Below are 25,368 nucleotides of genomic sequence, written 5' to 3'. Positions count from 1 at the left end.
AGGAGCAGGCAATGATGGCCTGGCTGGCGCTCGCGCTCCTGCTTCTGGCGCTCGCCCTGCCGGCCGGGGCCGCGAGCCTGAGGCTGGAACGCGACGCCCACGCCGTCGACGCCTGGCCGGCGGTCACCCTCTACCACGACACCGAGGGCAGGCTCGACGCCGCCGGCGCCCTGGCCCTGGCCCGCGCCGGCCGCTTCGCCGTGCCGGACAAGGCGCGCGCGACCCTGGGCGTGCGCCAGGAGCCGCACTGGCTGCACATTCCGTTCAGGCTGGCCGCCGACGCGCCGGCCGACTGGGTCGCCCAGCTCGACTTCGCCCTGGTCGACCAGCTCGACTTCTACCTCGCCGAAGGGACCGGCCCGGCGCGGCACCTGGCCAGCGCCGGCCGCCGCCAGCAGCACAGCGGGGAACTCGACGGCCGCGTCCCCGCCGTCGCCCTGCACCTCCAGCCCGGCCGCGACTACACCCTGCTGCTGCGCATCCAGGCGCGCGGTCCGAAGGCGGCGCCACTCACCCTCTACCAGCCGGCCGCCTATAACCGGGCGGCGCTGGGCGAGCAGATGCTGCAGGGGGTCCTGATGGGCATCGCGGCCTGTCTCTTCCTCTACAGCCTGGGCCAGTGGATCAGCGTGCGCGAACACATGTACGGCAAGTACGCGATGTTCGTGGGCGGCCTCACCGGCTATTCCCTGGTCTGGTTCGGCCTCGGCGAGCAATACCTCTGGCATGGCAACGAATGGCTCACCACCCACATGATGGGCCTGAGCTCGATGGTCGCTGCCAGCGGCGCCTACCTGTTCGTCGAACAGACCCTGGCGCGCCCTGGCATGGACCGCAAGTTCAGCCTGCTCATGAAGGGCTGCGCCCTGCTCTGCCTCCTGATGGGCCTTGCGTGGGCCTTCGACCTGGTCGGGCACCTCGCGATGATGGCCTTCACCACCACCATCGGCAGCGCGCCGATGCTGCTCGGCCTGCCGGGCGCCTTCCGCCGCGCCCGCGCGCGCGACCCGATCGGCATCTACTTCCTGGTCGGCTGGATCGCCAGCCTGGCCGGCTCCATCGTCCTGAGCTCGGTGACCATCGGCGCACTGCCGGTGAATTTCTGGACCCAGCACGCGCTGGTGTTCGGGGTCACCCTCGACATGCTGATCTTCCTGCGCATCATCGGTCTGCGCACCAAGGCGCTGCAAAGCGCCATGCTGCGCGCCGAGGCCGAGGCGCGCATGAAGTCCGAATTCCTGGCCAACATGAGCCACGAGATCCGCACTCCCATGAACGCGATCATCGGCATGAGCCGCCTGGCCCTGCTGAACGAGCCGCCGCCCACGCTGCGCAACTACCTGGGCAAGATCCTGGGCGCGGGCGAGCACCTGCTGTCCCTGGTCAACGACATCCTCGACCATTCCAAGATCGAGGCCGGCAAGCTGGCGATCGAAGCGGTGCCCTTCGAGCTCGACGAGCTGCTCGAACACCTGTCCGCCGTGACCAGCGTGAAGAGCGACGCCAAGGGCATCGAACTGATCTTCCGGGTCGGGCCGGGCGTGCCGCAACGCCTGGTGGGCGATCCGCTGCGCCTGGGCCAGGTCCTGATCAATTTGGCCGGCAACGCGGTCAAGTTCACCGAGCGCGGCGAGATCGTGGTCGCCGTGGAAGCGCTCGAGACCGAGGGCAAGGCGGTCACCCTGGCGTTCTCGGTGAGCGACACCGGCATCGGCATGCAGCCCGGGCAGCTCGAGCGCCTGTTCCAGTCCTTCACCCAGGCCGACAGCTCCACCACCCGCAAGTACGGGGGCACCGGCCTGGGCCTGTCGATCTCGCGCCAGCTGGTGGAGCTGATGGGCGGCGCCATCCGCGCCGACAGCACGCCCGGCGTGGGCAGCCGCTTCGTCTTCACGCTGCCGCTCGGGATCGCCGACGGCCAGGCCGCCGCCGGCGCGGTGCGGCGCGCCGCCCTGCTGGACGTGCGCGCCCTGGTGGTGGACGACAGCGCCACCGCGCGCGCGGCCCTGGCCGAGATGCTCGATGCGCTGGGCGTGCGCGCCGACACCGTGGCCTCGGGCGAGGACTGCCTGGACGCCCTCGCCGCCGCCCAGGACGCGGGCCGGCCCTACGGCATCGTGCTGATGGACTACCTGATGCCCGGCCTGGACGGGATCGAGACCATCCGCCGCATCCGCGCCGGCGCGCGCGGGGCGGTCCCGCCGGCAATCCTGATGGTCTCGGTCTGCACCCGCGACACGGTGCTGGCGCACGAGGGCGTGCTGCCGGTCGACGCCTTCCTGCACAAGCCGGTCGGCCCGGCCCTGCTCTACCACAGCCTGCTGCAGGTGCTCCATCCCCAGCTCGGCCTGGAGCAGGCGCCGGCGCCGCGCGGCATGGCCGACATCCCGCGCCTGGACGGCGCACGCATCCTGCTGGCCGAGGACAACGCCAACAATCGCGAAGTCGCGCTCGACTTCATGGCGGCCGCCCGCATGCGGGTCGACGTCGCCTTCGATGGCCTGGAAGCCGTGCGCATGGCGCAGGCCGGCGACTACGACCTGGTGCTGATGGACATCCAGATGCCCGGCATCGACGGACTGGAAGCGGCGCGCCGCATCCGCGCCATGCCGCAGCTCGGCAAGCTGCCGATCGTGGCCATGACCGCCCACGCCATGCCGAGCGACCGCGCCAGGAGCCTGGAAGCCGGCATGAACGACCACGTCACCAAGCCGATCGACCCCGACCTGCTGTTCTGCACCCTGCTCAAGTGGATCGACCCGGCGCGCCTGGCCGGGCGCCCCCTGCCCGAGCGCCCGCAGCGTCCCGCCGCGGCGCCGGCTCCGGCGCCCGCGGCCTGGGCCCTGCCGGAGGTGGCCGGCATCGACTGGGCGCAAGCCCTGGACAAGGTCGACGGCCAGCGCAGCCGGCTCGAGAAGCGCGCGGGCAGCTTCGTGCGCGAGTACGCCGGGGCCCCACGCCTCCTGCGCGAAGCCCTGCGCGGCGGCGACCATGCGCGCCTGCAGCTGCTGGCCCATAACCTGAAGTCGAGCGCCGCCTACGTGGGCGCGGTCGAACTGTCCACCGCCGCCGGCCGGCTCGAACAGGAGCTGCGCGCCGGGCTGGTGGAGCGCGTCGGGGTCCTGGTGCCGCCCCTGGTCGCGGCCACCGAATCGGCGCTGGCGGCGCTCTCGCTACTCGCGGCCGCGGCCCTGCCGCACCCGCCAGACGCCGACGCGCTGGCCCAGGTCGCCGCGCGCCTCGACACCTACCTGCGCGCCGACGACGCGCGCGCCGAAGATGCGCTGGCCGAACTGGCCGCCCTGCTGGCCGGCAGCGCCCACGAGCACGCCCTGGAACCCCTGCGGCGCGCCATTGCCGAAATCGAGTATGCTGCGGCGCTGGCGCCGCTGTCGGCCTTGGCGTCCCAGCTCGAGATCAGCCTGGAAGGAAGCGCATGAACGTAGTCGAGACCCAGAAAGTCCTGGTGGCGGACGATGACGCCATCAACCGCGAGGTCCTGGGAGACCTGCTCAAGCCGGAGTACACGGTGCTGCTGGCGAAGAACGGCGCCCAGACCCTGGAGCGCGCCGAGCGCCACCAGCCCGACCTCATCCTGCTGGACGTGATGATGCCGGACATGGACGGCTACGAGGTGCTGCGCCAGCTGCGCGCCGACCCGCACACCGAGCACATCGCGGTGATCTTCATCTCGGGCCTGGACCGGCCCGAGGACGAAGCCAACGGCCTCAAGATGGGCGCCTCGGACTACATCGTCAAGCCCTTCAACCCGACCGTGGTGATGGCGCGGGTGGCCCTGCACCTGCAGGTGGTGCGCCAGCGCCGCATGCTCGAACGCCTGGCCAACATCGACGGCCTGACCGAGCTGGCCAACCGCCGCCGCTTCGACGAGAAGTACGCCCTCGAATACCAGCGCGCGCGCCGCACCCGCCAGCCGCTGTCGCTGGCCCTGCTCGACATCGATTCCTTCAAGCAGTACAACGACCGCTACGGCCACCCGGCCGGCGACCGCGCGCTGCGCTCGGTGGCGCGGGTGGCCGGCGCCGCCATGCGCCGCCCCGGCGACCTCGCGGCCCGCTACGGCGGCGAGGAACTGGTGCTCCTGATGCCGGAAACCGACGCCGCGCACGCGCGCCAGGTGGTCGAGGCCCTGTGCCAGGCGGTGGCCGAACTGCGCATCGCCCACGAAGCCTCGAACGTGGCGCCGGTGCTGACCGTGAGCGTGGGCGGGGCCACCCTGGACGCCGCCGGCGCCGAGCTGCCGGCCGAGCTGTTCGAGGCGGCCGACGCCCAGCTGTACCGGGCCAAGCAGGCCGGCCGCAACCGCATCGCTTGGCGCGCGCCGGAATGAAGCCGCGCCTGCCTTCCACGCCGTGCTTCCTGCGGACCTGGCTGCTGGCCTGCCTCTTGTCCCTGCTGGCCTGGTGCGCGCCGCCCGCCGCCGCCCAGGCGGCCCTGGTGCTCGACGGCCGGCTCGAACGGGTCGAGGCCTGGCCCTCGGTCTCCACCCTGCGCGACCCCGAGCGGCGCCTGGACGCCGCCGCCGCCGCGACGGCCGGCGCCGCCTTCGCGCCTCCGGGCGGCGCCTACGCCACCCTCGGCATGCTCGAGGGCGCCACCTGGGTCCGGATCCCGGTCGACCTGGCGCCGGGCGCGCCCGAGAACTGGGTGCTGCAGGCCGACTTCGCCCTGCTCGACCGGGTCGACGTCTACGTGGAACGCGAAGGCAGGCTGCGCAAGGCCGGATCCGCCGGCCGCGCCCAGCAGCAGGACGGCTGGGCCCTCAAGGGACGCGTGCCGGCCGTGGTGCTGCGCCTGGAGCCGGGCGCGCGCCAGACGGTGCTGCTGCGGATCGAGACGCTCGGCCCGACCATCCTGCCGCTCAGGTTCATGCAGCCGGCTGCCTTCCACATCGCTTCGCTCGAGGAACAGATGCTGCAGGGCGTGATGCTGGGCCTGGGCGCCTGCCTGTTCCTGTACGCCCTGGGCCAGTGGTTCACCCTGCGCGACGCCATGTTCGGCAAGTACGCGCTGATGGTGGGCTCGGTCACGCTGTATTCCGCATGCTGGTTCGGCATCGCCGACCAGTTCATGTGGCGCGGCCATCCCTGGTTCAGCGAGCACGGCGCCGGCATCGCCTCCATCATGGCCTCCTGCGGCGCCTACCTGTTCATCGCCCAGGCCCTGGCCCGGCCCGGCCTCGACCGCGGCTTCCTGCGCCTGATGCACGGCTGCGCCATCCTGTGCGTGCTGACCGCCGCAGGCTTCGGCCTGGGCCTGATCGGCCACAAGCCCCTGGTGCTGATCGTCGGCACGCTGGGCATCACCCCCATGCTGTTCGGCCTGCCGGGCGCCTGGCGCCGCGCGCGCGCCGGCGACCGCGTCGGCAGCTGGCTGCTGATCGGCTGGGCCGCCAGCTTCTTCTCTGCCGCCGTCACCGCCCAGGTCATCAACGGCAAGTTGCCGGCCACCTTCTGGACCATGCACGCGCTCGAATTCGGCAGCACCTTCGACATGCTGGTCTTCATGCGGGTGCTGGGCCTGCGCACCAAGGCCATGCAGAACGCCATGCTGCGCGCCGAGGCCGGGGCGCGCATGAAGTCCGAGTTCCTGGCCAACATGAGCCACGAGATCCGCACCCCGATGAACGCCATCATCGGCATGAGCCGGCTGGCCCTGATGGGCGAGCCCAGCCCGCGCCTGCGCAACTACCTGTCCAAGGTGCTGGGCGCCAGCGAGCACCTGATGGCCCTGATCAACGACATCCTCGACCACTCCAAGATCGAGGCCGGCAAGCTGCAGATCGAGTCGCTGCCCTTCGAGCTGGACGAGATGCTCGACCATCTTGCCAGCCTGATCGGGGTGCGCACCGACGCCAAGGGCCTGGAGCTGGTGTTCCGCGTGGCCCCGGGCGTGCCGGCGCGCCTGGTGGGCGACCCGCTGCGCCTGGGCCAGGTGCTGATCAACCTGACCGGCAACGCGGTCAAGTTCACCGAACGCGGCGAGATCGTGGTCTCGGTCACGGTCGAGGCCCGCCACGCGGCCGGCGTCAGCCTGCGCTTCGCGGTCAGCGACACCGGCATCGGCATGAGCCCGGAACAGATCGGGCGCCTGTTCCAGTCCTTCACCCAGGCCGACAGCTCGATCACGCGCCGATACGGCGGCACCGGCCTGGGCCTGTCGATCTCGCGCCAGCTGGTCGAACTGATGGGCGGCGAGATCAGCGTCAGCTCCACCCCCAACGCCGGCAGCTGCTTCAGCTTCACGGTGCCGCTCGGGATCGCCCCGGGCCAGGCCGCCGGCAACGCCCCGGCCTCGATCCTGCAAGGGGTGCGCGCCCTGGTGGTGGACGACAGCCCCACCGCCCGCGAGGCCCTGGTCGAGATGCTGCACGCGCTCGGCGTGCGCGCCGACGCGGTCGACGGCGGCCACGCCTGCCTGGCCCGCCTCGAGACCGCGCGCCGCGCGCGCGATCCCTACCGGGTGGTGCTGATGGACTACCGGATGCCGGAGATGGACGGCATGCAGACCATCCGCCGCATCCGCGAATGCGCGCCCGGCGAGGCGCCGCCTGCGATCCTGATGGTGAGCGCCCTGACCCGCGACGCGGTGCTGCGCCACGAGGGCGAGCCGGCCTTCGACGCCTTCCTGCACAAGCCGGTCGGGCCGGCCCTGCTCTACCACAGCCTGCTCCAGGTGCTGCAGCCGGCGGCCGACCCACCCGCCCCGGCGGCGGCCGCCGAGCGTTGGCCGGACCTGTCGCGCCTGGACGGCGCCCGCATCCTGCTGGCCGAGGACAACGCCGACAACCGCGAGGTGGCGCTCGACTTCCTGGCGGCGGCGCGCATGCGGGTCGACGTGGCGGTGGACGGCGCCGAGGCGCTGCGCATGGCGCTCGACGGCGACTACGACCTGGTGCTGATGGACATCCAGATGCCGGAACTCGACGGCCTGAGCGCCGCCCGCGAGCTGCGCAGGCACGCCCACCTGGACGGGCTGCCGATCGTTGCCATGACCGCCCACGCGCTGCCATCCGACCGCGCGCGCAGCCTGGCCGCCGGCATGAACGACCACCTGACCAAGCCGATCGATCCCGACCTGCTGTTCGCCTGCCTGATCCGCTGGATCGATCCGGCGCGCCTGGTCGGGCGCCCGCTGCCGGAAGGGGAAACCGGCCGCGCCGCGCCGGCGGCCGAGGAAGCGGGCCCGCCCTTGCCGGCGGCGCCCGGCATCGACTGGGAGCAGGCGCTGGCGAAGGTCGACGGCCGCCGCAGCCTGCTCGACAAGCGCGCCGCCAGCTTCGTGCGGGAGTACGCGGGCGCGCCCAAGGCGCTGCGCGACGCGCTGGCCCAGGGCGACCACGCGCGCCTGCAGGCGCTGGCGCACAATCTCAAGTCGAGCGCCGCCTATGTCGGCGCGCTCGAGCTGGCGGCCGCCGCCAGCCGCATGGAACACGAGCTGCGCAGCGGCCACTTCGAGCGCCTGGCGCAGCAGGCGCCGGCCCTGGTGGCCGCCACCGAGACCGCGCTTGCGGGCCTGGCCCTGCTGGACGCGGCTGCCCAGCCGCGCCCGATCGCGCCTGCCGCGGCGCCGGCCGCGCTGGCCGAGGTGGCGGCCCGCCTGCGCGACTACCTGCACGCCGACGACGCCCGCGCCGAGGATGCCCTCACCGAGCTCGAGGCCCTGCTGGCGGACGGACGCCATGCGGCCACCCTGGCCGAGCTGCGGCGCGCCATCGGTGAACTGGAATACGCGGCGGCGCTGGCCCCGCTCGCGGCCCTGGCGGCCGAGCTGGAGCCGAGCGTCCAGCCGGGCTAGGGAAAGCCCGCGCCGCGGTTCAGCCGCGGCAGGCCAGGCCGAACTTGGTGGCGGTGCAGCCGCGCTTGAGGCACATGCTGGCGTGGTAGCCGGCGGCGCGGCACTGGCGCAGGGTCTCCTCGAGGGAATCCTGGACCGCCGGCGCGGCGGGCGGCGGCGCGGGACGCTCGGCGACGACGCGGGGCGCCGTGCGCACGGCGGCCAGTTCGCGCCGGGCCGGCGGCTGCGCCGGGCGCGCGGCGGGCCGGGGGGTCTTCTTCACCGGGGCGCTCCTGGGCGCTGGCGGCGCGGGATCGCCGACCGCCTTGCGCGCCGCGGCGGCGACCACCGCCGCGCCGGCGGCGCCGGCAGCGCCGGCGATGGCCTCTTCGCCGGCGTCGAGGCTGGCTGCCGCGGGCTGCGGCGCCGTCGCCATCTCATTGGCGGGCGCGGCCACCGTGGGCGCGGCTGGGACAGGGCCGCTCAAGGCAGGGTCGCTCACGGCAGGGCCGCTCAAGGCAGGGGCGTTTGATACTGGAGCGCTCGCGACCGGCGCGCTGGTGCTTGGCGCGGCCGGCAGGACTGGCGCAGGAGTCGTCGGCGCCGGACTCTGGTCGGCGACCAGGGCCAGGGTCGATTCGACCTGGGTATCCCCGTAAATCCACCAGCCGGCGCCCACGATGGCGGCCACGGCCGCCGTGGCGATGCTCCAGCCGAGCAACTTGCGCCCCCAGCGTTCGGTCCAGGGCACGGGCTCCTCGGGCAGCTGGATCGAGAGGTCCGGCTCCTGGCTGGCGAAGGACGAAAAGTCCGCGCTGAAGGACGGGGACGCGGTGAACGGGGACGGCGGCGGCTCGGGCGGCGGCTCCGGCGGACGTTCCTGGCGCGGGGCGCGCGTCTCCTCCGCCGACGCGTTCTGGCGCTCGCGCCACACCTTCGGGCGCGGCGCGGGATCAGGCGGCGGCGTGGCCGGCCGGCGACCGGCAAGCCGGGCGCGCGGGTTTCCGTTGGGCGCGGAATCGTTCGCGCCGATATCTTCCAACAGCTGGTTCTTCATTGACTAAGGCCTGCATGCGAACAGGCGGATTGTAGCCAATGCGCCGAAAACGCCGCGTACCGCAGCGCAGCAACGTTGCGCGCGCGCCTCGCCGCCCGGCCGCGCCCTCAGGTCTCCTTGGGTTTCCAGGTTGCCACGCGGTACAGATACCATCCCACCAGCAAGATCAGGATGCCCTTGGAAACGGGATCGACGTATTGCGACACCCTTTCGTATTGGCTTTCCAGCAGGTAACCTGCGGAGGTGAGGATGCCGGTCCAGATCAGGGAGCCGATCGTCGAATACAACAGGAACTGGGCCATCGGCATGCAGGCCAGCCCGGCAGGCACCGAGATCAGGGTCCGGATCGCCGGGATTAGGCGGCCGAACAGCACCACCTTGCGGCCGTGGCGATCGAAGGCCTCGAGCGCGTGCTCGATCTCGCCGTGGGTCACCGTCATCCAGCGGGCATGCTTGTCGGCAAATTTCTCCAGCCTCTCCTTGCCATAGATCTTGGCCGCGTAATACCAGGGCAAGGCGCCGGCAATCGAACCGGCGGTGCCGGCGATCAGCACGCCCGCGACGTGCAGGTCGCCGCGCGCCGCCACGAAGCCGGCGAAAGGCATGATGAGTTCGGAAGGGATGGGCGGAAAGACATTTTCCAGCGCCATGAGCGCGAACACGCCCAGATAGCCGCTGGATTCGAGGAACTTGGTGATGAAGTCGAACATCGCGCGGGGCTCCTTGTCATTTTTGCAGCCCCTACCTTACCAACTTCCTCGAAATTACTGCGCCCGCTATGCCGCCTCGGCCGTCATGGCTTCCTGGCGCCGGCGCCAGGCCTGGGGCGCGACCCCGATCACTTCGTGGAAGGTGCGGGTGAAATGGGACTGGTCGCAGAAGCCGTGGGCATGGGCGATGGCGGTCAGCGGCTGGCTCGAGTCCAGCATGGCCGCACAGGCGGCCGCCAGGCGGCGCCGGATCACGAAGACGCGCGGCGGCACGCCCACGCTATGCTTGAAGGCGCGCGTGAAATGGCTGACCGACAGGCCCAGGGTCGCGGCCAGGGTGCAGGTGCGCAGGGTGGCGCCCAGGTTGGCGTCGATGTAGTCGGTCACCCGCTTGACCTGCCAGGCGGGCAGGCCGCCCTGGGAGGCGGACGGGAGGGGCATGGTGGCCGGACGGGCGGCCGGAAACGCAATCGCGGTGTGCACGTGCTTTCTCCATGTGGCTGGTGGTTACGAATTCAGCCGTCATGGTGCAGTGCGGGGCGCATATTGATAAGACAAGATCGGGGCGCGGCCCGACCACACGAAAGTGTTGGCTCCGTTTCTACCGAAATCGCCCGGGTCCGGCCGGCGCAAGGCCACGCCGCCCCGGGCGGCTCTCAGATTTCGAGGAAGCCGCGCTCGATGCCGATCGTCACCGCGTGGGTGCGGTTGTTGGCCCCGAGCTTTTCCATGATGCTGCGCATGTGGCCCTTGACCGTGTCCTCGGACAGGCCCAGGGTCGTGCCGATCTGCTTGTTGCCGTAGCCGCGCGCGATCAGTTCCAGCACCTGCAGCTCGCGCACCGTGAGCGATTCCTGGCCCAGGTGGTTGGCCAGCTCGGCCGCGATCTGCGGCGGGAAGTAGCGGTGGCCGCTGGCCAGCGCCCGGATCGCGTCGGTCAGTTCCTTGCGTAGCGCGCTCTTGAGCAGGTAGCCCTGGGCTCCGGCCTTGATCGCGTGCATGGCCCGCGCGTCCCCCTTGTAGGTGGTGAGGATGGCCAGGCAGGCCTGGGGAAACTCGGCGCGGATCGCCTGGATCGCCTCCATCCCGTTCAGGTTCGGCATCTGCAGGTCGATCAGGCAGACGTCCGGGCGCAGCGCGCGGTACAGGGTGACGACCTCGCGGCCATCGCCTGCCTCGCCGACCACCCGCATGTCGGGCTGGCTGGCGATGACGGCGGCGATCCCTTCGCGCATCAGGGGATGGTCGTCCGCGATCAGGACACTGATTGGGGTGGCTGGGGTATTCACGTTATGCCTCGTCATTGTTGTCGGTTGGTGCCAACGGGCGCGTGCGCCCGCCTTCCTGCATGTTGTGGGTGTCCTGCGTAATCTGCGTCGTCTGCGTAGTTTGCGTACTCTGCGAACCGTTGCGGCCAGGTCCCTGGCGCTTTTCCCGCGCGTCGCCCACATAGGCGCGCGCCGCCGGCACGCACAGCATCACCTCGCTGCCCTCCCCCGGGACGCCGCGCACGGCCAGGGTCCCGCCCAGCTGGGCCGCGCGCTCGTGCATGCCGCGCATGCCCCAATGGTCCGGGCGGCCGCGCGGGCCGGCATGCTCGGGCGCGATGCCGGCGCCGTCGTCGCGCACCGCGAGCCTCAGCAGGCGCACGCCGTAGTCGACCGTGACGTCGATCCGCCTGGCCTGGGCGTGGGCGAAGGCGTTGGCGATCGCTTCCCGTCCGATCCAGTAGGCCTCGTCGCGCACCTCGTCGTGCAGGCGGCGCGGACTGCCGGTGACCTCGATCGCGAACACGGTCTCGCGGCCGGCCGCCGACTCGGCGCCGCACTCGCCCAGCGCGTCTTCCAGACTGCCCTTACCAGTCGCGCCGCGCAGGGCGCGCACACGGTCGCGGCCCTCGATCAGCACCTGGTCGGCGCGGTCCAGGATGCGCTCGATCTCGGCCCGCGCCGGGTGCTGCGGCCCGAGCGAGTCGGCGATCACCTGGAAGCGCAGCACCAGCCCGTTGAACCCCTGCAGCAGGGTGTCGTGCAGTTCGCGCGCGATGCGCTCGCGCTCGCGGTGCCGCTCTTCCAGGCGCTGGCGCAGCTGGCGCCCCGCGCGCCGCAGGTTGGCGCGGTACAGCAGCCACAGGCCGAGCGCGGCGGCCGCCGCCACCAGCAGCACGAAGCCGGGACGGCGGTAGAACACCGGTTCGATGTGGAAGTCGTAGCGCGCCTCGCTGCTGCTGCGCGCGCCCTCCTCGTTGTAGGCGATCACGCGGAAGGTGTAGCTCCCCGGCCCGAGGCCGGTGTAGACGGCCTCGCGCTGGCGGCCCGCATCATGCCACGCCCCGTCGTAGCCGTCGAGGCGGTAGCGGAAATTCAGGCGCTCGGGCGCCGACAGGCTTGGCGCGGTGTAGTCGAACACCACGCGCTGGGTGGCCGGCCCGAAGCTGCCCGGCTGGCCGGTCGCGACCCGCGCGCCGTCGACCGTGACCGCTTCGATGGTGGCCACCGGCCCCGCCAGGCCGGGCGCCGGCCGGCTCGGATCGATCCAGGCCACGCCGGCGCTGGCCGAGAACCACAGGCGCCCGTCGGCCCCGCGCACCGCGGTCGGCAGCGGCAGCACGCCATACGGGTCGTTGGCGAGACCCCCCATCAGGTCGTAGGAGCGGTAGCGCACCCGGTGAGCGGGATCCAGCAGGGCCTGGCGCAACTCCCCGGCGTCGAGCTGGAAGATGCCCGAGCGCGACTGGATCCACAGGTCGGACGGCGGGTTCCCCTCCTTGGCGGCGCGCTGGGCGACCGGCACGATGGCGTAGATGTTCTCGAACAGTCCGTTGGCCGGCAGGCCCACGCTGCGGTAGATGCCGCGTTCGATCACGCCCAGGCCGTGCTGGCCGCCCAGCCAGGTGCGCCCGCCTTCGTGCGCCAGGGCGGTGACGTGCCCCAGGTCGAGGCCGTCCTCGCGGGTCCAGCGCCGCTCGCCGCCGGCATCGCGCGAGACCGCCAGGTTGTCGCGGTAGCCGAACCACAACTGGCCATCGGGCGCGCAGGAGGCCACGACCGGCATGCGCTGGCTGGGCGCGGCGCTGGGCGCGGGCAGCGCCTGCCAGCGTCCGTCCTGCAGCCGGAACAGTCCGAGGCGGTTGAGCGAGACCCAGAGCGCGCCGTCCGGCCCGCGCGTCAGCGCCCGCACCGCCGACTCGGTCACCTCGCCGCTGGGCAGCGGCGCCACCTTGACCAGCCGCTCGCCCTGGCTGCGCCAGATCCCGCCCGGACCGCCCATCCACACCGTCCCGTCCCGGTCGGCCACCGCCGCAGTCACGGGCGGCGGCATGCCGGCCACGCCGACCACGCCATCGGGACCGATGCGCAGGGCCGGGCGGTTGACCGGCCCCGCCCAGATGCTGCCGTCCGGCGCCGCCGCCAGGGCCACGTTATGGGTGCCGCGCGGCAGCCCGGCCGGCACCAGGGTGCGTTCGCGCAAGCGGTCCAGGCCGGCGCTGGTGCCGGCCCAGAGATTGCCCTCGTAGTCCGCGTACAGCTGCCAGACGAAATCGCCCGACAGACCGGAACGGCTGTCGACATGCTCGGCGCGGTCCAGCGCCGCCAGGCTGGCCGGCGCCGGAAGGTGGCGCAAGCCGTCGCCCGAGGTGGCGATCCAGAGCGCGCCGGTGCGATCGAACAGCAGGCCGCTGGAGCCGAGGCCCAGCGGGCGCGACGCGTGTTCGACCCGTCCATCCCTGAGCTTCACCCGGTGCAGCATGCCGCGGTGGCGCTCGGCGATCCAGAGCGCGCCGTCCGGGGCCTGGGCCATGCGGCTGGCCCATTCCACCTCCACCCCGGCGGGGGAAAAGCCGGCCGCGCCGGGCGGCTTGTAGAACAGGCGGTCGTGGCTGGCAGCCCACAGCACGCCTTCGCGGTCGAGGAAGACGGCGCGCGCCTTGCGCACCGGGAAGCCGAGGGCGGCATCGACGATCTCCCAGCGCCGCCCGTCGAAGCGCGCCAGGCCGTCGTCGACGGCCGCCCAGAGGACGCCGTCGCGGTCGCGCGCCAGCCCGTACACCGCGCCCTCGGGCAAGCCCTGCTCCAGGCCATGGTCGGTGACGCGCCCGCCCTCGATGCGGCGCACCCCACCGTAGCGCAGGCCGACCCAGAGCGCGTCGCCGTCCGGCAGCAGCGAAGCTACGATGTTGAAGCGGTTGCTCCCCGGCGGCTCGAAGCGCACGAAGCGCGAGCCGTCGAAGCGCATCAGCGAGTCGTTGGTGCCGAGCCAGAGGAAACCGTCGGAGGTCTGGGCGATCGCGCCGACCTGGCTGGGGCCGCCGTCGGCCGCGATCCAGCGCCGGTGCTCGAGCTGGTCGAGGGCGCCTCCTGCCGCCGGTAGGCAGGCTGCGGCGCAGGCTCCCAGCAGGAGCAGGCAACGCGCCAGAGCATGCCACCGGGAGGCCATGGGCGGTCCCGCCTCAGCCCCGCGCCTGACGCAGCTGGCCCTGCGGCACCAGCCAGGCCAGCGCCAGCAGCACGTGGACCGCGGCGGCCAGCGGGGGACGCCACAGCGACACGCCCACCGCCAGCGCGTAGGCCGGCAGCGACATCGCGTTCCTGCGGTTGCTCCAGGCCAGCACGTGGCCATCGGCGCCTTCGCGCAGGCGCCATGCGAGCAGCATGAAGGAGCCGGAACACAGGAGCAGCACCACGCCGTACATGGCCACCGGGACCGGCGCCGTCGGATTCTCGCCGGCCCAGGCGGTGACCCAGGGGATCAGCGACATCCAGAACAGCAGGTGCAGGTTGGCCCACAGCGCGGCCCAGTCGACCCGGGTGGCGCGGTCCAGCAGGGCGTGGTGGTTGACCCAGTAGATGCCCACGTAGACGAAGCTCAGCCCATAGCGCAGCCAGCCGGGCAGCGCGTCGAGGAGCGCCTCGGGCTCGGTGGAATGCGGGACCTTCAGCTCCAGCACCATGATCGTGATGATGATTGCGATCACGCCGTCGCTGAAGGCCTCCAGGCGGTTCTTGGTCATTGCGCCGCGGGTTCAGGAAGGAAGAGATGCAGGCATAGTATCGCAAGCGGGACGGCCAGCGCCACGAAGCCGAAGGCCAGGTAGGCGAAAGCGGCCGCCACGCAGCCCAGGGCGAAGGCCAGCACCGGCCAGAAGAACTTGCCGCAACGGGCGCGCGTGGCGGCGTCGCCCGCCCCGCGCAGCTGGTCGACGCCGTCGATCACGAGCTGGGTCACGTTCCCGGTCATCATCGAGGTCGGGGCCAGGTGGGTGAGCAGCAGCTTGCTGGCCGCGCTGTGCGCCCCCATGGCCGCCGCGCCCAGCAGGCCGGCCGCCATCGCGAACGCGCCGACGCTGTCGCCCACCGGCTCGGCCAGCATGCCGCAGGCCATGAAGCCGGCCAGCAGCAAGGCCTGCAGCAGGTAGGAGGGCTTGACCGCCGGCCGGCCGTGTCCCTCGCAATAGGCCACCAGCAGGCGCGCCGCCGCCACGCCCAGGATGAAGGCCGGGAAGGCCAGCAGCTTGAGCAGGCTGGGCGTCTGGGCCGGGTCGGCCAGCGACACCGCGATGAGCACGAAGTTGCCGGTGACGTGGGCGGTGAACAGGCCGAACAGGGCGATGAAGCCGAGGGTGTCGACGTAGCCCGCCAGGAAGCCCATGCTCACGCCTTCCAGGCGCTGGTTGTGTGGGGCCGCCATGTCAGAACGCGAAGCAGCTGCAGCCCAGCGCCCCCCAGAAGCCGCTGAAGTCCGACACCGGCACCTTGGAGCGGCGCGCGACGTCGTGCTGGTGGGCGTGCACGCCGCAGGCGCCGCGGCACTGGTGGGCCAGGGCGGCCGGCTGGGCCGCCGGCGCGCTCTTTCTCCAGTGGCCAGGCGTGCTGCGCACCGGCGACCATTCCGGCAGCACCGGGATCGGCGGCGGCCCCAGCGCGCTGAACTCGGCGGCGCCGTGGACGACCTTGCCGCCGACCACGGTCAGCACCGATTCGATGGATTTGATCGCTTCCTCGTCGACGCTGAAGAAATCCTGGGACAGCACCGCCAGGTCGGCCAGCATGCCTTCCTGGATCTTGCCCTTGCGGCCATGCTCGCTCGAGAACCAGGCGCTGCCCGCGGTCCAGAGCTCGAGCGCGACGCTGCGCGGCAGGTGGCCGCCGCTGCCGTACAGCGGCAGGCCGCCCACGGTGCGCCCGGACACCAGCCAGTACAGCGAGGTCCAGGGGTTGTAGCTGGCCACCCGGGTGGCGTCGGTGCCGGCGCCGACCGGCACACCGGTGTCCAGCATGCGCTTGACCGGCGGGGTCTGGCGCGCCGCCTCGCTGCCGTAGCGCTCGACGAAGTATTCGCCCTGGAAGGCCATGCGGTGCTGGATCGCGATGCCTCCGCCCAGCGCCTTGACGCGGTCGATGTTGCGCGGGGTGATGGTCTCGCAGTGGTCGAACATCCAGTGCAGGCCGTCGAAGGGAATCTCGCGGTTCACCTTCTCGAACACGTCGAGCATGCGCGAGATCGATTCGTCGTAGGTGGCGTGCAGGCGGAAGGGCCAGCGGTTCTGCACCAGGTGGCGCACCACCTTTTCCAGCTCGTCTTCCATGCCGGCCGCCAGCTCGGGACGCGGCTCGAGGAAGTCCTCGAAGTCGGCGGCCGAGAACACCAGCATCTCGCCGGCGCCGTTGTGGCGGTAGTAGTCGCTGCCCTGCCCCGGCGCCACCATGCCGGTCCAGCGCTGGAAGTCTTCCAGCTCCTGGCCCTTGTTCTGGGTGAACAGGTTGTAGGCGATGCGGATCGTCAGCTGGCCGGCGCGGTCGAGCTCCTCGATGACCGCGTAGTCCTCGGGATAATTCTGGAAGCCGCCGCCGGCGTCGATGGCCGAGGTCAGGCCCAGGCGGTTCAGTTCGCGCATGAACTGGCGCGTGGAGTTCACCTGCAGGTCGTAGGGCAGCTTGGGGCCCTTGGCCAGGGTGGCGTAGAGGATCATCGCGTTCGGGCGCGCGATCAGCATCCCGGTGGGGTTGCCCGCCGCGTCGCGCACGATCTCGCCGCCCGGCGGGTTGGGCGTGTCCTTGGTATAGCCCACCGCGCGCAGGGCCGCGCGGTTGAGCAGCGCGCGGTCGTACAGGTGCAGGATGAACACCGGGGTATCGGGCGCGGCGGCGTTGATTTCGTCGAGCGTCGGCATGCGACGCTCGGCGAACTGGAATTCGTTCCAGCCGCCCACCACGCGCACCCATTGCGGGTTGGGCGTGCGGTCGGCCTGTTCCTTGAGCATGCGCAGCGCGTCGGCCAGCGAGGGCACGCCTTCCCAGCGCAGCTCCAGGTTGTAGTTCAACCCGCCCCGGATCAGGTGCAGGTGGGAGTCGTTCAGGCCCGGGATCACGGTGCGGCCGTTCAGGTCGATCACCTGGCTGTCCGGATCGCGGAAGCGCATCACGTAGTCGCTGTCGCCGACGGCCAGGAAGCGGCCGTCGCGAATGGCGACCGCGCTGGCCTGGGGCTGGGCGCGGTCGACGGTGTGGAAGCATCCGTTGATGAGGATGAGGGCAGGCGAAGTGCCCGGGGTCGGCTGTGCTTGCATGTCTGGTCACCTTGGCAGGGCGCCGGGCACGAGGCCCGGCGCCATGGTTGAAACGGTCTGGCTGCGCCGGACCGCGCGCACGGCGCGGCCCGGCGGATGGGCGCTTAGCGCACCGGCGCGGCGACCGGCGCCAGCACCGGGTTGTCGCCCTTGTTGCGGGCGGCGGCCTTGTGCACCATGGTGTAGGCGTAGTCCACGCCCATGCCGTAGGCGCCCGAGTGCTCGGTGACGATCTTCATCACGGCCTCGTAGGTGTCGCGGTGCGCCCAGTCGCGCTGCCATTCCAGCAGCACCTGCTGCCAGGTGACCGGCACGGCGCCGGCCTGCACCATGCGCTGCATGGCGAAGTCGTGGGCGTCCTTGCTGGTGCCGCCCGAGGCGTCGGCCACCATGTAGATCTCGTAGTCGCCTTCCAGCATCGCGCACAGGGCGAAGGTGGTGTTGCAGACCTCGGTCCACAGGCCGGCCACGATCACCTTCTTGCGGCCGTTGGCCTTGAGCGCGTCGCGGACCTTCTGGTCGTCCCAGGAGTTCATCGAGGTGCGCTCGAGGATCTGGTGACCCGGGAACACGTCCAGGATTTCAGGATAGGTGTGGCCCGAGAAGGACTCGGTCTCGACGGTCGTGATCACGGTCGGAATGTTGAACACCTTGGCCGCCTTGGCCAGGCCGACCACGTTGTTCTTCAGGGCCTGGCGGTCGATCGACTGCACGCCGAAGGCCATCTGCGGCTGGTGGTCGATGATGATGAGCTGGGAGTTCTGCGGGGTCAGGACTTCGAGTTTTGGATTGGTCATGGTGGTTCTCCTGTGGTGGAAAAAGCAGCCGCGGCGGCATGCCGTGGCCGGCGATGGGGGTTCGGCCGAATCGGTGCGACTCTGGCGAGTTCAGCCGTGGCGGGTGTCGGGGGCGGCGGCGTCCGCGCCTTCCTTGGCCGCGGGCGGCACGCCCGTGATCTTGGGCTGGCACTCCGACTGGAACCAGGCTCGGGTGATCGGGGCGCCTTCCAGCATGCGCTTGGCCACCGGCACCACCTGCTCGCCGAGCAGCATGCCGAGCAGGCCGACCAGGGCGATGGCCGGCGGGGCCGGCGAGCGCACGTTGATGAGGCCATAGATGATCCCGACGAGGATGCCGGCGCCGAGTGAAATGAGGTACATTGCTCGCTCCTTGTTCTGGCCGGCGCGGCGTGCGGAGGCGCGCCGAACCGGATAGCTGCAGTATCGTTTGACCGCGTTCGCGTCGATAGAATCAGATTGCTGTCGCGTTACGGACGGGACTTGGTAGGCGGCCGCCAAAGCCGCTACCATGGCGGGGTCAACCCGCCAGGACCGCCATGCTCAAACTCAGCCTCGACGCCCTCCAGATCATCGAAACCATCGCCCGCAAGGGCTCCTTCTCGAGCGCCGCCAAGGAACTGTTCCGGGTGCCTTCGACCATCTCCTACACCGTCTCCAAGCTCGAGGACGACCTCGGCGTGCGCCTGTTCGACCGCTTCGGACCCAAGGTGGCCCTCACCCCGGCCGGCCAGGAACTGCTCAAGGAAGGCCGCTACCTGCTGCGCGCCGCCAGCGACCTCGAATCGAGGGTGCGGCGCGTGGCCTCGGGCTGGGAAACCGAGATCGCGATCGGGATGGATTCGATGCTGTCGGCCGCCGGACTGGACCCGGACATCAAGGCCTTCTACGAGGCCGCCGACCAGACCCGGCTGCGGATCGTGCGCGAGTCGCTGTCGGGCACCTGGGACGCCCTGCTCGACCGCCGCGTCGACCTGCTGGTCGGGGCGGCCGGCGAAGGGCCGTCGGGAGGGGGATATACGCTGGAGCCGATCGGGACCAGCAGCTTCGTGTTCGCGGTGGCGCCCTGCCATCCGCTGGCCGCCAGCGAGCGGCCGCTCGACAAGGCCGACCTCCTGCCCTACCGCGCGGTGTCGGTCTCGGACTCGGCGCGACTGCTGGGCGCGCGCACCGTGGGCCTGCTGTTCGGCCAGGACACGCTCGCGGTGCCGGACATGATCACGAAATATGAATTCCAGGTGCGCGGCCTGGGCTTCGGCTTCCTGCCCGAAGCCTGGGCGCGGCCGGCGATCGCGCGCGGCCTGCTGGTGGAAAAGCAGGTGGTGGAACCGAAGGCCGACGAGACCTTCTACCTGGCCTGGCGCAGCGGCGAAGACGGCGCCGCGCTCAGGTGGTGGATCGAGCGGGTCAGGAGCAGCGCGCCTTTCGCGCGCATGATCGCCGAGCCCTGCGGCGCCAGCCTGGTGGGCCTGCCCTGAATCAGGCGGCCTCGGTCAGGATGCGGATGGCGCCGCTCAGGGTCTTGTGGACCGGACACTTGTTGGCGATGTCGGTCAGGCGCTGGCGCTCTTCAAGGCTGAGATTGCCCACGTACTCGATGTGGCGCTTGAATTCGTAGGCCCCGTCATGCTGGCCGTGCTCGATTCGTACCCGGATGTCCTCCAGGGCCATGCCCTTGCGGCCAGCGTAGAGCCTGACGGTGAGCGCGGTGCAGGCGGCCAGGGACGCGGCCAGGATGTCGTGGGGTTCAGGACCGCTGTCTTCGCCCCCGAGGGCCTCGGGAACGTCGGTCAGGATCTGGTGCTTGCCGATCTGGATCACCTGCTGCAGTTTGCCCTTGCCGCCGGTCGATGTCACTTCCATGCTGGTCTCCTGTGTGGATATGCTTGCTTGGCTGATGGACGCCGCCCCGGCCTCGCGGGGCGGCGCCGTTGATTATTGCGGCAGGTCGAACACCAGCACTTCGGTATCGACCGCGTCGGCCAGGACCACCTGGGCTTCCTCGCTCACCTTGAGGGCGTCGCCGCCGCTCAGGGCCACGCCGTTGACCGTGACGCTGCCGCGCACCACGTGGACGTAGGCCTGGCGGCCGGCGCGCAGCAGGTGGGTGAGCGGGTCGCCACCGTTGAGGATGGTCGCGTAGATCTCGGCATCCTGGCGAAGCGAGACCGAACCCTCACGGCCGTCGGGCGAGGCGATCAGGCGCAGGCGGCCGGTCTTGGAGGCCACGTCGAAGTGCTTCTCCTCGTAGCCCGGATCGCCGCCCTGCACGTTCGGCTCGATCCAGATCTGCAGGAAGTGCACGCCCTCGGTCTTGGAGTGGTTGTACTCGCTGTGCACGACCCCGCTGCCGGCGCTCATGCGCTGCACGTCGCCGTAGCGCAGCACCGAGCCGTTGCCCATGCTGTCCTTGTGCTCCAGTGCGCCGTCCAGCACGTAGGAGATGATCTCCATGTTGCGGTGGCCGTGGGAGTCGAAGCCGCGACCCGGCGCCACGTTGTCCTCGTTGATCACCCGCAGCGGACCGAAGCCCATGTGCTTCGGATCGTAGTAGTGGCCGAAGGAGAAGGTGTGACGGGATTTGAGCCAGCCGAAGCTTGCGGCGCCGCGTTCGTTGCTTTTACGTACGTTCAACATGATCTGCTCCTTGTGTGATTGGGATCATCGAACGCTTCGAAGGTTCCGTGCGGGCCTGCCGGCCCGCCTGTCTCTCCGCAATGTCCGATGCGATGGAGAGATTATGCGCGCCCCGGCTTGGAATGAAAAACGGATAATTTACTGTCGTATGATCGATTTTTTCGAACGCCAGGTGGAGAAAAAAGGCGGCGCGCCGCGCCGCCCGTCCTCACTTCTGGGCCAGGATCCACTTCGCCAGCGCCTTGGCGTCGGCATCGTTGACCTGGGCGTTGGGCGGCATCGGGATCGGGCCCCATACGCCGCTGCTGCCCTTCTGGATCTTGACCGCCAGGCGCGCTTCCGCGCCGGCATCGCCCGCGTACTTGGCGGCGATCTCCTTGTAGGATGGACCGACCAGCTTCTTGTCCGGCGTATGGCAGGTGATGCAGTTCTTGGACTTGGCCAGTTCGGGGCTGGCATGGGCCTGGAGGGCCGCAACGGCCAGCGTGGCGGCGAGGATGGTGTGCTTGTACATGCGTTCTCCTTGTAGCGATGGTTCTTCTGGGGGCGGGATGGCGCGCGCCGACGGCTCATCATAGCGGCGCGCCAGGGACTGCGCACTCTTCCGGAGGATGGGGCCGGCTACACGCCGGCCGCCAGCGCCTCGGAGGCGCAGATGATCAGGGTGGCGCCGACGGTCACGGCCAGGACCGACACCGACATCGCGGCCAGGCGGATGGTGTGCATCATGTTCATGGACGACTCCTTGGTGGGCGTGGACGGCAGGGCATCAGGCGGCGGCCAGGCGCGGCTGGGGGCGCTGCGCGGCAGGCACCGGGGTGGCCGCGCCCTCGCGCTGGGGCGCGCGGCCTTCCGGCGCCAGGCGGAAGGCGCCGACCAGGCGCGTCAATTGAACCGACTGCCGCTCGAGCTGGGTGGTGGCCTGCTGCGAGCGCCCGGCGAAGGCGGCGTTGTCGCGGGTGGCCAGGTCCATCTCGACCAGGGTGCGGCTGAGCTGCTCGACCCCGCCGCTCTGCTCGCGGGTGGCGGCGCTGATGTCGCTCATCAGGAGCGCCACCTGGCGCGCGTTGTCGGCAATGTCGGCCACCTGGGCCCGGGTGCGGCCGGCCACCTGGGCCCCGGCGCGCACGCTGGCCAGGGCTTCGCCGATCAGCTGGCGGATCTCGCCGGCCTGGGCGGCGCTGCGGTTGGCCAGGGCGCGCACTTCGCCTGCCACCACCGCGAAGCCGCGGCCCCTGTCGCCGGCGCGCGCCGCCTCGACCGCCGCGTTCAGCGACAGCAGATTGGTCTGGAAGGCGATGCCGTCGATGGCGTCGACGATCGTTGCCATGCGCTCGGCCGCGCCGCTGATGCTCCATGGTGGCCCCGACCTCCTCCATCGCCTGCATTCCGCTCTGGGCCGCCCCTGCCCCGGCGCCGGCCAGCTGGCTGGCCTGGAGGGCGTTGGCCGCGTTGTCGCGCACCGTGGCCGCCATTTCCTCCATCGTGGCCGCGGTCTCCTCGAGCGCCGCCGCCTGGCGGCCGGCGCGCTCGGACAGTTCCTGGCTGCCGCGCACGATCTCGCCCGAGACCCCGGCCAGGCGCTCGGCCTCGCCGCGGATCTGGCGCACCATGCCGACCAGGCGCTCCTGCATGCGGTGCAGGGCTTCGAGCAGGTGGCCGGTCTCGTCGCGGCCGCCGCGCGGGAAGCTGGCGCCCAGGTCGCCCTCGGCCACCCGGCCGGCCAGCGCCACCGCTTCGCGCAGCGGGGCGGCGATCAGGCGCGCCACCCACCATGCCAGCAGCGTGCCGCCGGCCAGGCCCGCGCCCAGCAGCAGCATGGTGACCTGGCGCGCATGCGCCCAGGCCGCGCCGGAGGCCTCGACCGCGGCCGCGCTGCCCGCCTCCTCGACCCCCACCAGGCGGTCGACCAGGCCGGCGCTGCGGAAGTTATGCTCGCGCGATTCGCCGCGCAGCAGCGCGCGCGCGGCCAGCTTGTCGCCGGCGGCCGACAGCGCCAGCACCTTGGCGGCGGCCGCCTCGTAGGCGGCCAGCTCGCCCTCGAGCTCGACGTAGGCGGCCAGTTCGGCGTCGCTGCGCAGCAGCACGCGCAGCTCGCGCATGGTGGCCCCCAGTTGCTCGGACTGGGCGGCCAGGTCGGACGCATAGCGTGCATGGTCCTGGGAGGTGTCGGACAGCACGTGCTGCAGCTCGTAGGTGCGGTAGCGGGTCAGCCCCGCCTTGACCAGCAACGCCTCGCGCACCCCGGGCGCCCACTTGCCGTGGACTTCGGCGGCGGCGGCCTGCATGCGCGTCATCTCGGTCAGGCCGACGCCCGCCTGCACGGCCAGCAGCGCCAGCACCGCAGCCACCGCGAGCATGATCTTGCTGACGATCTTCATGTTGTGGAACCAGTTCATGGTCTTCTCTCCCTGTTAGCCGGTTTGCCGTCGCTCCGCTCCGAGGGTGGACGGCTTGACAATCATGATAGGCAGCCGGGGCGCCGGGTAAAATCGGGCCTAGGTATCGCCGACCTATACCAAGGTGTGATACACCCCGCCTGGAGGACTGGGATAATGACGCCGGAGCGGTTCCGGACAGTCCGGGGCCGCCACGAGAACACCTACAACAAGCCTTTAACCATGTTCCGCTCCAACCGCTCGCCTGCCCAGGCCGCGGGCATCGTCCTGCTGATGCTCGCGATCTTCCTGATCGACGCCTTCACCCCGCTCGACGTCGCCATCGCCGTGCTGTACGTGGTCGTGGTGCTGTGCGCCACCAATGTCTGGTCGCGCCGCGGCGTCCTGGTCACCGGCGTGGCCTGCGTGCTGCTGACGGTGGCCGCCTTCGCCATCAACCACGGCCCCGAGCTGTCGCGCTCCCTGGCGCGCTGCGTGGTCAGCATGTCGGCGGTCGGCATCACCACCCTGCTTGCCCTGGCCGGTCTGACGGCCACCGAATCGCTGCGCCGCCGCTCGGAGTCGCTGCGCATCAGCGAGGCCCTGCTGGCCAGCACCCAGCGCCTGAGCCGCACCAGCAGCTTCCGCTTCCACTCGGTGCGCGGGATCACCTGGTGGTCGGACGAAGCCGCGCGCATCTACGCCCTGGCCCCCAGCGAGCCGCCGACCATCGAACGCATGCTCACCCGCTGCCACCCGGACGACCTGCCGCTGGTGCAGGAAGCGATCGCGCGCGTGCGCCGCGGCGAGCCCTCGATCGAATTGCGCCACCGCCTGCGCATGGAGGACGGCGCGATCAAGCACGTGCACATCATCAGCAGCCTGACCGCCGCCAGCAACGGCGACTTCGAATACCTGGGCGCGCTGATGGACGTCAGCGCCGCCCACGAGGCGGCCGAGGCCCTGCACCGGGCCCAGGCCCAGCTGGCCCACGTTACCCGGGTGACCACCCTGGGCGAGCTGGCGGCCTCGATCGCCCACGAGGTCAACCAGCCGCTGGCGGCCGTGGCCACCAACGGCAACGCCTGCCTGCGCTGGCTGAACCGCGCCACGCCCGACCTCGGCGAGGCGCGCATGGCGCTCGACCGCATCCTCGACGACACCCGCCGGGCCAGCGAGGTGATACGCCGCATCCGCGCCCTGGCGCGGCGCGGCGACACCCAGCGCCGCGAGCTCGACCTGAACCAGGTGCTGAACGACACCGTGGCCCTGGTGCAGCGCGAGCTCTCGGCCCAGCGCATCTCGCTGCGCCTGGACCAGGGACGCGAGCTGCCGGCGGTGCTCGGGGACGCCGTCCAGCTCCAGCAGGTGCTGATCAACCTGGTGATGAACGCCATGCAGGCGATCGCGGCCATGCCGCGCGGCGCCGCCGGCGGGCGCCGGATCGACGTCGCCACCGGCCTCGACCCGGAGGGCCGGGTGATGGTGACCGTGGCCGACACCGGACCTGGCCTGTCCGAGGCCCAGGCCGGGCGGCTGTTCGAGGCTTTCTACACGACCAAGGAGGATGGGATGGGAATGGGACTGGCGATCTGCCGCTCCATCGTCGAGGCGCACGGCGGGCGCATCTGCGCGCTGCCCCAGGAAGACGGGCGCGGGGCGCGCATCGCCTTCTCGCTGCCGCCCGCACGGGTGAGCGCATGAAGGCCGGCACGCCGGCGGGCAAGGACCCGGTGGTCTTCATCATCGATGACGACCAGCCCCTGCGCGAGGCGCTCTCCGGCCTGCTGCGCTCGGTCGGCATGCAGGCCCTGGCCTATGGCTCGACCGCGGAGTTCCTGCTGCACCCGCTGCCGGACGCGCCCTGCTGCCTGCTGCTGGACGTGCGCCTGCAGGGCAACAGCGGCCTGGATTTCCAGGGCGAGCTGCAGCGCCGCGGCATCGAGCTGCCGATCGTGTTCATGACCGGCCACGGCGACATCCCGATGTCGGTGCGCGCCATGAAGGCCGGCGCGGTCGACTTCCTCCCCAAGCCCTTCCGCGAGCAGGATCTGCTGGACGCGGTGGCGGCGGCGCTGGCGCGCGACAGCGAGCGGCGCGCCAGCTCCCAGGCGGCGAGCGACCTGGCGGCGCGTTTCGCCACCCTGACCCCGCGCGAACGCGAGATCATGGGGCTGGCTGCCAGCGGCCTGATGAACAAGCAGATCGCGGGCGAGGTCGGCACCAGCGAAATCACCGTCAAGATCCACCGCGCCAACGCGATGCGCAAGATGCAGGCCAAGACCTTCGCCGACCTGGTGCGCATGGCCGAGGCCCTGGGACTGGAAACCAGCCGGCCTTGAGTCCGCCTCATATCCCCCACTCTCATACCCTGGTATGATTCCGCGCGGCCGGAACAGGGGGTATTCTGCGGGCATGACCGGAT

At 71.2% G+C, this 25,368-nt stretch carries 20 protein-coding genes and 1 pseudogene; 6 read left to right on the top strand and 15 right to left on the bottom strand.

All coding sequences use genetic code 11. The features are described 5' to 3' along the window. Window positions 1-11 precede the first annotated feature (11 nt). Genes B0920_RS05445 through B0920_RS05435 form a run of 3 tightly spaced genes read left to right on the top strand, consistent with a single transcriptional unit; the run spans window position 12 to window position 7,818 of the window. A complete protein-coding gene (locus tag B0920_RS05445; RefSeq protein ID WP_143745656.1) occupies window positions 12-3,440 on the top strand; it encodes a hybrid sensor histidine kinase/response regulator in 3,429 nt (1,142 codons plus the stop codon). After that, window positions 3,437-4,351, top strand: coding sequence for a diguanylate cyclase domain-containing protein (locus B0920_RS05440; RefSeq protein WP_078031532.1), 915 nt, complete (start codon window positions 3,437-3,439; stop codon window positions 4,349-4,351). Before B0920_RS05445 ends, B0920_RS05440 begins: the two co-directional genes overlap by 4 nt. Then, a complete protein-coding gene (locus B0920_RS05435; protein WP_078031531.1) occupies window positions 4,348-7,818 on the top strand; it encodes a hybrid sensor histidine kinase/response regulator in 3,471 nt (1,156 codons plus the stop codon). Before B0920_RS05440 ends, B0920_RS05435 begins: the two co-directional genes overlap by 4 nt. Window positions 7,819-7,837: 19 nt before the next feature. On the opposite strand, the gene B0920_RS05430 is transcribed toward B0920_RS05435, so the two are convergent. From B0920_RS05430 to B0920_RS05385, 10 genes are all read right to left on the bottom strand, one after another. Further along, a complete protein-coding gene (locus tag B0920_RS05430; protein ID WP_078031530.1) occupies window positions 7,838-8,854 on the bottom strand; it encodes a hypothetical protein in 1,017 nt (338 codons plus the stop codon). Between the two features lie 107 nt (window positions 8,855-8,961). Beyond that, window positions 8,962-9,564 carry a DedA family protein gene (locus B0920_RS05425; RefSeq protein WP_078031529.1) on the bottom strand — a complete coding sequence of 201 codons (603 nt, stop codon included), beginning with the start codon at window positions 9,562-9,564 and terminating at the stop codon, window positions 8,962-8,964. 66 nt (window positions 9,565-9,630) lie between these two features. Continuing rightward, window positions 9,631-10,047 carry an AraC family transcriptional regulator gene (locus B0920_RS05420; RefSeq protein WP_078031528.1) on the bottom strand — a complete coding sequence of 139 codons (417 nt, stop codon included), beginning with the start codon at window positions 10,045-10,047 and terminating at the stop codon, window positions 9,631-9,633. 173 nt (window positions 10,048-10,220) lie between these two features. Further along, window positions 10,221-10,853, bottom strand: a complete 633-nt coding sequence (locus tag B0920_RS05415) for a response regulator transcription factor (RefSeq protein WP_229455198.1) — start codon at window positions 10,851-10,853, stop codon at window positions 10,221-10,223. 1 nt (window position 10,854) lies between these two features. After that, entirely contained in the window at window positions 10,855-14,001 is a 3,147-nt protein-coding gene (locus tag B0920_RS05410) for a sensor histidine kinase (protein WP_078031526.1), read from the bottom strand. A 13-nt stretch (window positions 14,002-14,014) separates the two neighbouring features. Continuing rightward, window positions 14,015-14,575 carry a TMEM175 family protein gene (locus tag B0920_RS05405; RefSeq protein ID WP_078031525.1) on the bottom strand — a complete coding sequence of 187 codons (561 nt, stop codon included), beginning with the start codon at window positions 14,573-14,575 and terminating at the stop codon, window positions 14,015-14,017. Next, window positions 14,572-15,252 (bottom strand): YoaK family protein, encoded by a 681-nt coding sequence (locus tag B0920_RS05400; RefSeq protein WP_078031524.1) that lies wholly within the window; start codon window positions 15,250-15,252, stop codon window positions 14,572-14,574. Before B0920_RS05400 ends, B0920_RS05405 begins: the two co-directional genes overlap by 4 nt. Before the next feature lies 1 nt (window position 15,253). Next, window positions 15,254-17,131 carry an amidohydrolase gene (locus B0920_RS05395; protein WP_078031523.1) on the bottom strand — a complete coding sequence of 626 codons (1,878 nt, stop codon included), beginning with the start codon at window positions 17,129-17,131 and terminating at the stop codon, window positions 15,254-15,256. A gap of 104 nt (window positions 17,132-17,235) precedes the next feature. Further along, entirely contained in the window at window positions 17,236-17,928 is a 693-nt protein-coding gene (locus B0920_RS05390; RefSeq protein ID WP_078031522.1) for a hydrolase, read from the bottom strand. Window positions 17,929-18,018: 90 nt separating this feature from the next. Continuing rightward, the gene (locus B0920_RS05385; protein ID WP_078031521.1) at window positions 18,019-18,291 is read right to left on the bottom strand and encodes a DUF1427 family protein; all 273 of its coding nucleotides are present in this window, start codon (window positions 18,289-18,291) and stop codon (window positions 18,019-18,021) included. A 176-nt stretch (window positions 18,292-18,467) separates the two neighbouring features. Here B0920_RS05385 and B0920_RS05380 point away from each other — a divergent pair, with 176 nt between their 5' ends. Continuing rightward, complete coding sequence (locus B0920_RS05380; protein ID WP_078031520.1) at window positions 18,468-19,406, top strand: LysR substrate-binding domain-containing protein; 939 nt, start codon at window positions 18,468-18,470, stop codon at window positions 19,404-19,406. A gap of 1 nt (window position 19,407) precedes the next feature. On the opposite strand, the gene B0920_RS05375 is transcribed toward B0920_RS05380, so the two are convergent. From B0920_RS05375 to B0920_RS26530, 5 genes and pseudogenes are all read right to left on the bottom strand, one after another. Further along, a complete protein-coding gene (locus B0920_RS05375) occupies window positions 19,408-19,791 on the bottom strand; it encodes an OsmC family protein (RefSeq protein ID WP_078031519.1) in 384 nt (127 codons plus the stop codon). Between the two features lie 72 nt (window positions 19,792-19,863). Then, window positions 19,864-20,565, bottom strand: a complete 702-nt coding sequence (locus tag B0920_RS05370; RefSeq protein WP_078031518.1) for a pirin family protein — start codon at window positions 20,563-20,565, stop codon at window positions 19,864-19,866. A 208-nt stretch (window positions 20,566-20,773) separates the two neighbouring features. Further along, entirely contained in the window at window positions 20,774-21,079 is a 306-nt protein-coding gene (locus B0920_RS05365; protein WP_078031517.1) for a c-type cytochrome, read from the bottom strand. A gap of 255 nt (window positions 21,080-21,334) precedes the next feature. Further along, a complete protein-coding gene (locus B0920_RS05360; protein WP_267873371.1) occupies window positions 21,335-21,916 on the bottom strand; it encodes a methyl-accepting chemotaxis protein in 582 nt (193 codons plus the stop codon). Between the two features lie 325 nt (window positions 21,917-22,241). Next, window positions 22,242-22,925, bottom strand: a pseudogene (locus B0920_RS26530) (MCP four helix bundle domain-containing protein); the annotation flags it as partial. A 261-nt stretch (window positions 22,926-23,186) separates the two neighbouring features. Here B0920_RS26530 and B0920_RS26125 point away from each other — a divergent pair. Continuing rightward, window positions 23,187-24,647: a sensor histidine kinase gene (locus B0920_RS26125; RefSeq protein WP_218669339.1), complete on the top strand. Its 1,461-nt coding sequence runs from the start codon at window positions 23,187-23,189 to the stop codon at window positions 24,645-24,647. Then, entirely contained in the window at window positions 24,644-25,285 is a 642-nt protein-coding gene (locus B0920_RS05340) for a response regulator transcription factor (protein ID WP_078031514.1), read from the top strand. Before B0920_RS26125 ends, B0920_RS05340 begins: the two co-directional genes overlap by 4 nt. Window positions 25,286-25,368 lie beyond the last annotated feature (83 nt).

It is taken from the genome of Massilia sp. KIM, from assembly GCF_002007115.1.
Lineage (GTDB): Bacteria > Pseudomonadota > Gammaproteobacteria > Burkholderiales > Burkholderiaceae_D > Telluria.
Note: the sequence above shows the minus strand (reverse complement) of the source record. Positions and strands in the feature narration are given on the sequence as shown.

What these genes read in the sequence shown, in the direction of transcription:
- B0920_RS05390 (WP_078031522.1), bottom strand. Translation starts at nt 17,928, where the DNA reads ATGACCAATCCAAAACTCGAAGTCCTGACCCCGCAGAACTCCCAGCTC.
- B0920_RS05395 (WP_078031523.1), bottom strand. Translation starts at nt 17,131, where the DNA reads ATGCAAGCACAGCCGACCCCGGGCACTTCGCCTGCCCTCATCCTCATC.
- B0920_RS05430 (WP_078031530.1), bottom strand. Translation starts at nt 8,854, where the DNA reads ATGAAGAACCAGCTGTTGGAAGATATCGGCGCGAACGATTCCGCGCCC.
- B0920_RS05405 (WP_078031525.1), bottom strand. Translation starts at nt 14,575, where the DNA reads ATGACCAAGAACCGCCTGGAGGCCTTCAGCGACGGCGTGATCGCAATC.
- B0920_RS05375 (WP_078031519.1), bottom strand. Translation starts at nt 19,791, where the DNA reads ATGGAAGTGACATCGACCGGCGGCAAGGGCAAACTGCAGCAGGTGATC.
- B0920_RS05445 (WP_143745656.1), top strand. Translation starts at nt 12, where the DNA reads ATGATGGCCTGGCTGGCGCTCGCGCTCCTGCTTCTGGCGCTCGCCCTG.
- B0920_RS05440 (WP_078031532.1), top strand. Translation starts at nt 3,437, where the DNA reads ATGAACGTAGTCGAGACCCAGAAAGTCCTGGTGGCGGACGATGACGCC.
- B0920_RS05435 (WP_078031531.1), top strand. Translation starts at nt 4,348, where the DNA reads ATGAAGCCGCGCCTGCCTTCCACGCCGTGCTTCCTGCGGACCTGGCTG.
- B0920_RS05365 (WP_078031517.1), bottom strand. Translation starts at nt 21,079, where the DNA reads ATGTACAAGCACACCATCCTCGCCGCCACGCTGGCCGTTGCGGCCCTC.
- B0920_RS05400 (WP_078031524.1), bottom strand. Translation starts at nt 15,252, where the DNA reads ATGGCGGCCCCACACAACCAGCGCCTGGAAGGCGTGAGCATGGGCTTC.
- B0920_RS05380 (WP_078031520.1), top strand. Translation starts at nt 18,468, where the DNA reads ATGCTCAAACTCAGCCTCGACGCCCTCCAGATCATCGAAACCATCGCC.
- B0920_RS05425 (WP_078031529.1), bottom strand. Translation starts at nt 9,564, where the DNA reads ATGTTCGACTTCATCACCAAGTTCCTCGAATCCAGCGGCTATCTGGGC.
- B0920_RS05370 (WP_078031518.1), bottom strand. Translation starts at nt 20,565, where the DNA reads ATGTTGAACGTACGTAAAAGCAACGAACGCGGCGCCGCAAGCTTCGGC.
- B0920_RS05385 (WP_078031521.1), bottom strand. Translation starts at nt 18,291, where the DNA reads ATGTACCTCATTTCACTCGGCGCCGGCATCCTCGTCGGGATCATCTAT.
- B0920_RS26125 (WP_218669339.1), top strand. Translation starts at nt 23,187, where the DNA reads ATGTTCCGCTCCAACCGCTCGCCTGCCCAGGCCGCGGGCATCGTCCTG.
- B0920_RS05340 (WP_078031514.1), top strand. Translation starts at nt 24,644, where the DNA reads ATGAAGGCCGGCACGCCGGCGGGCAAGGACCCGGTGGTCTTCATCATC.
- B0920_RS05410 (WP_078031526.1), bottom strand. Translation starts at nt 14,001, where the DNA reads ATGGCCTCCCGGTGGCATGCTCTGGCGCGTTGCCTGCTCCTGCTGGGA.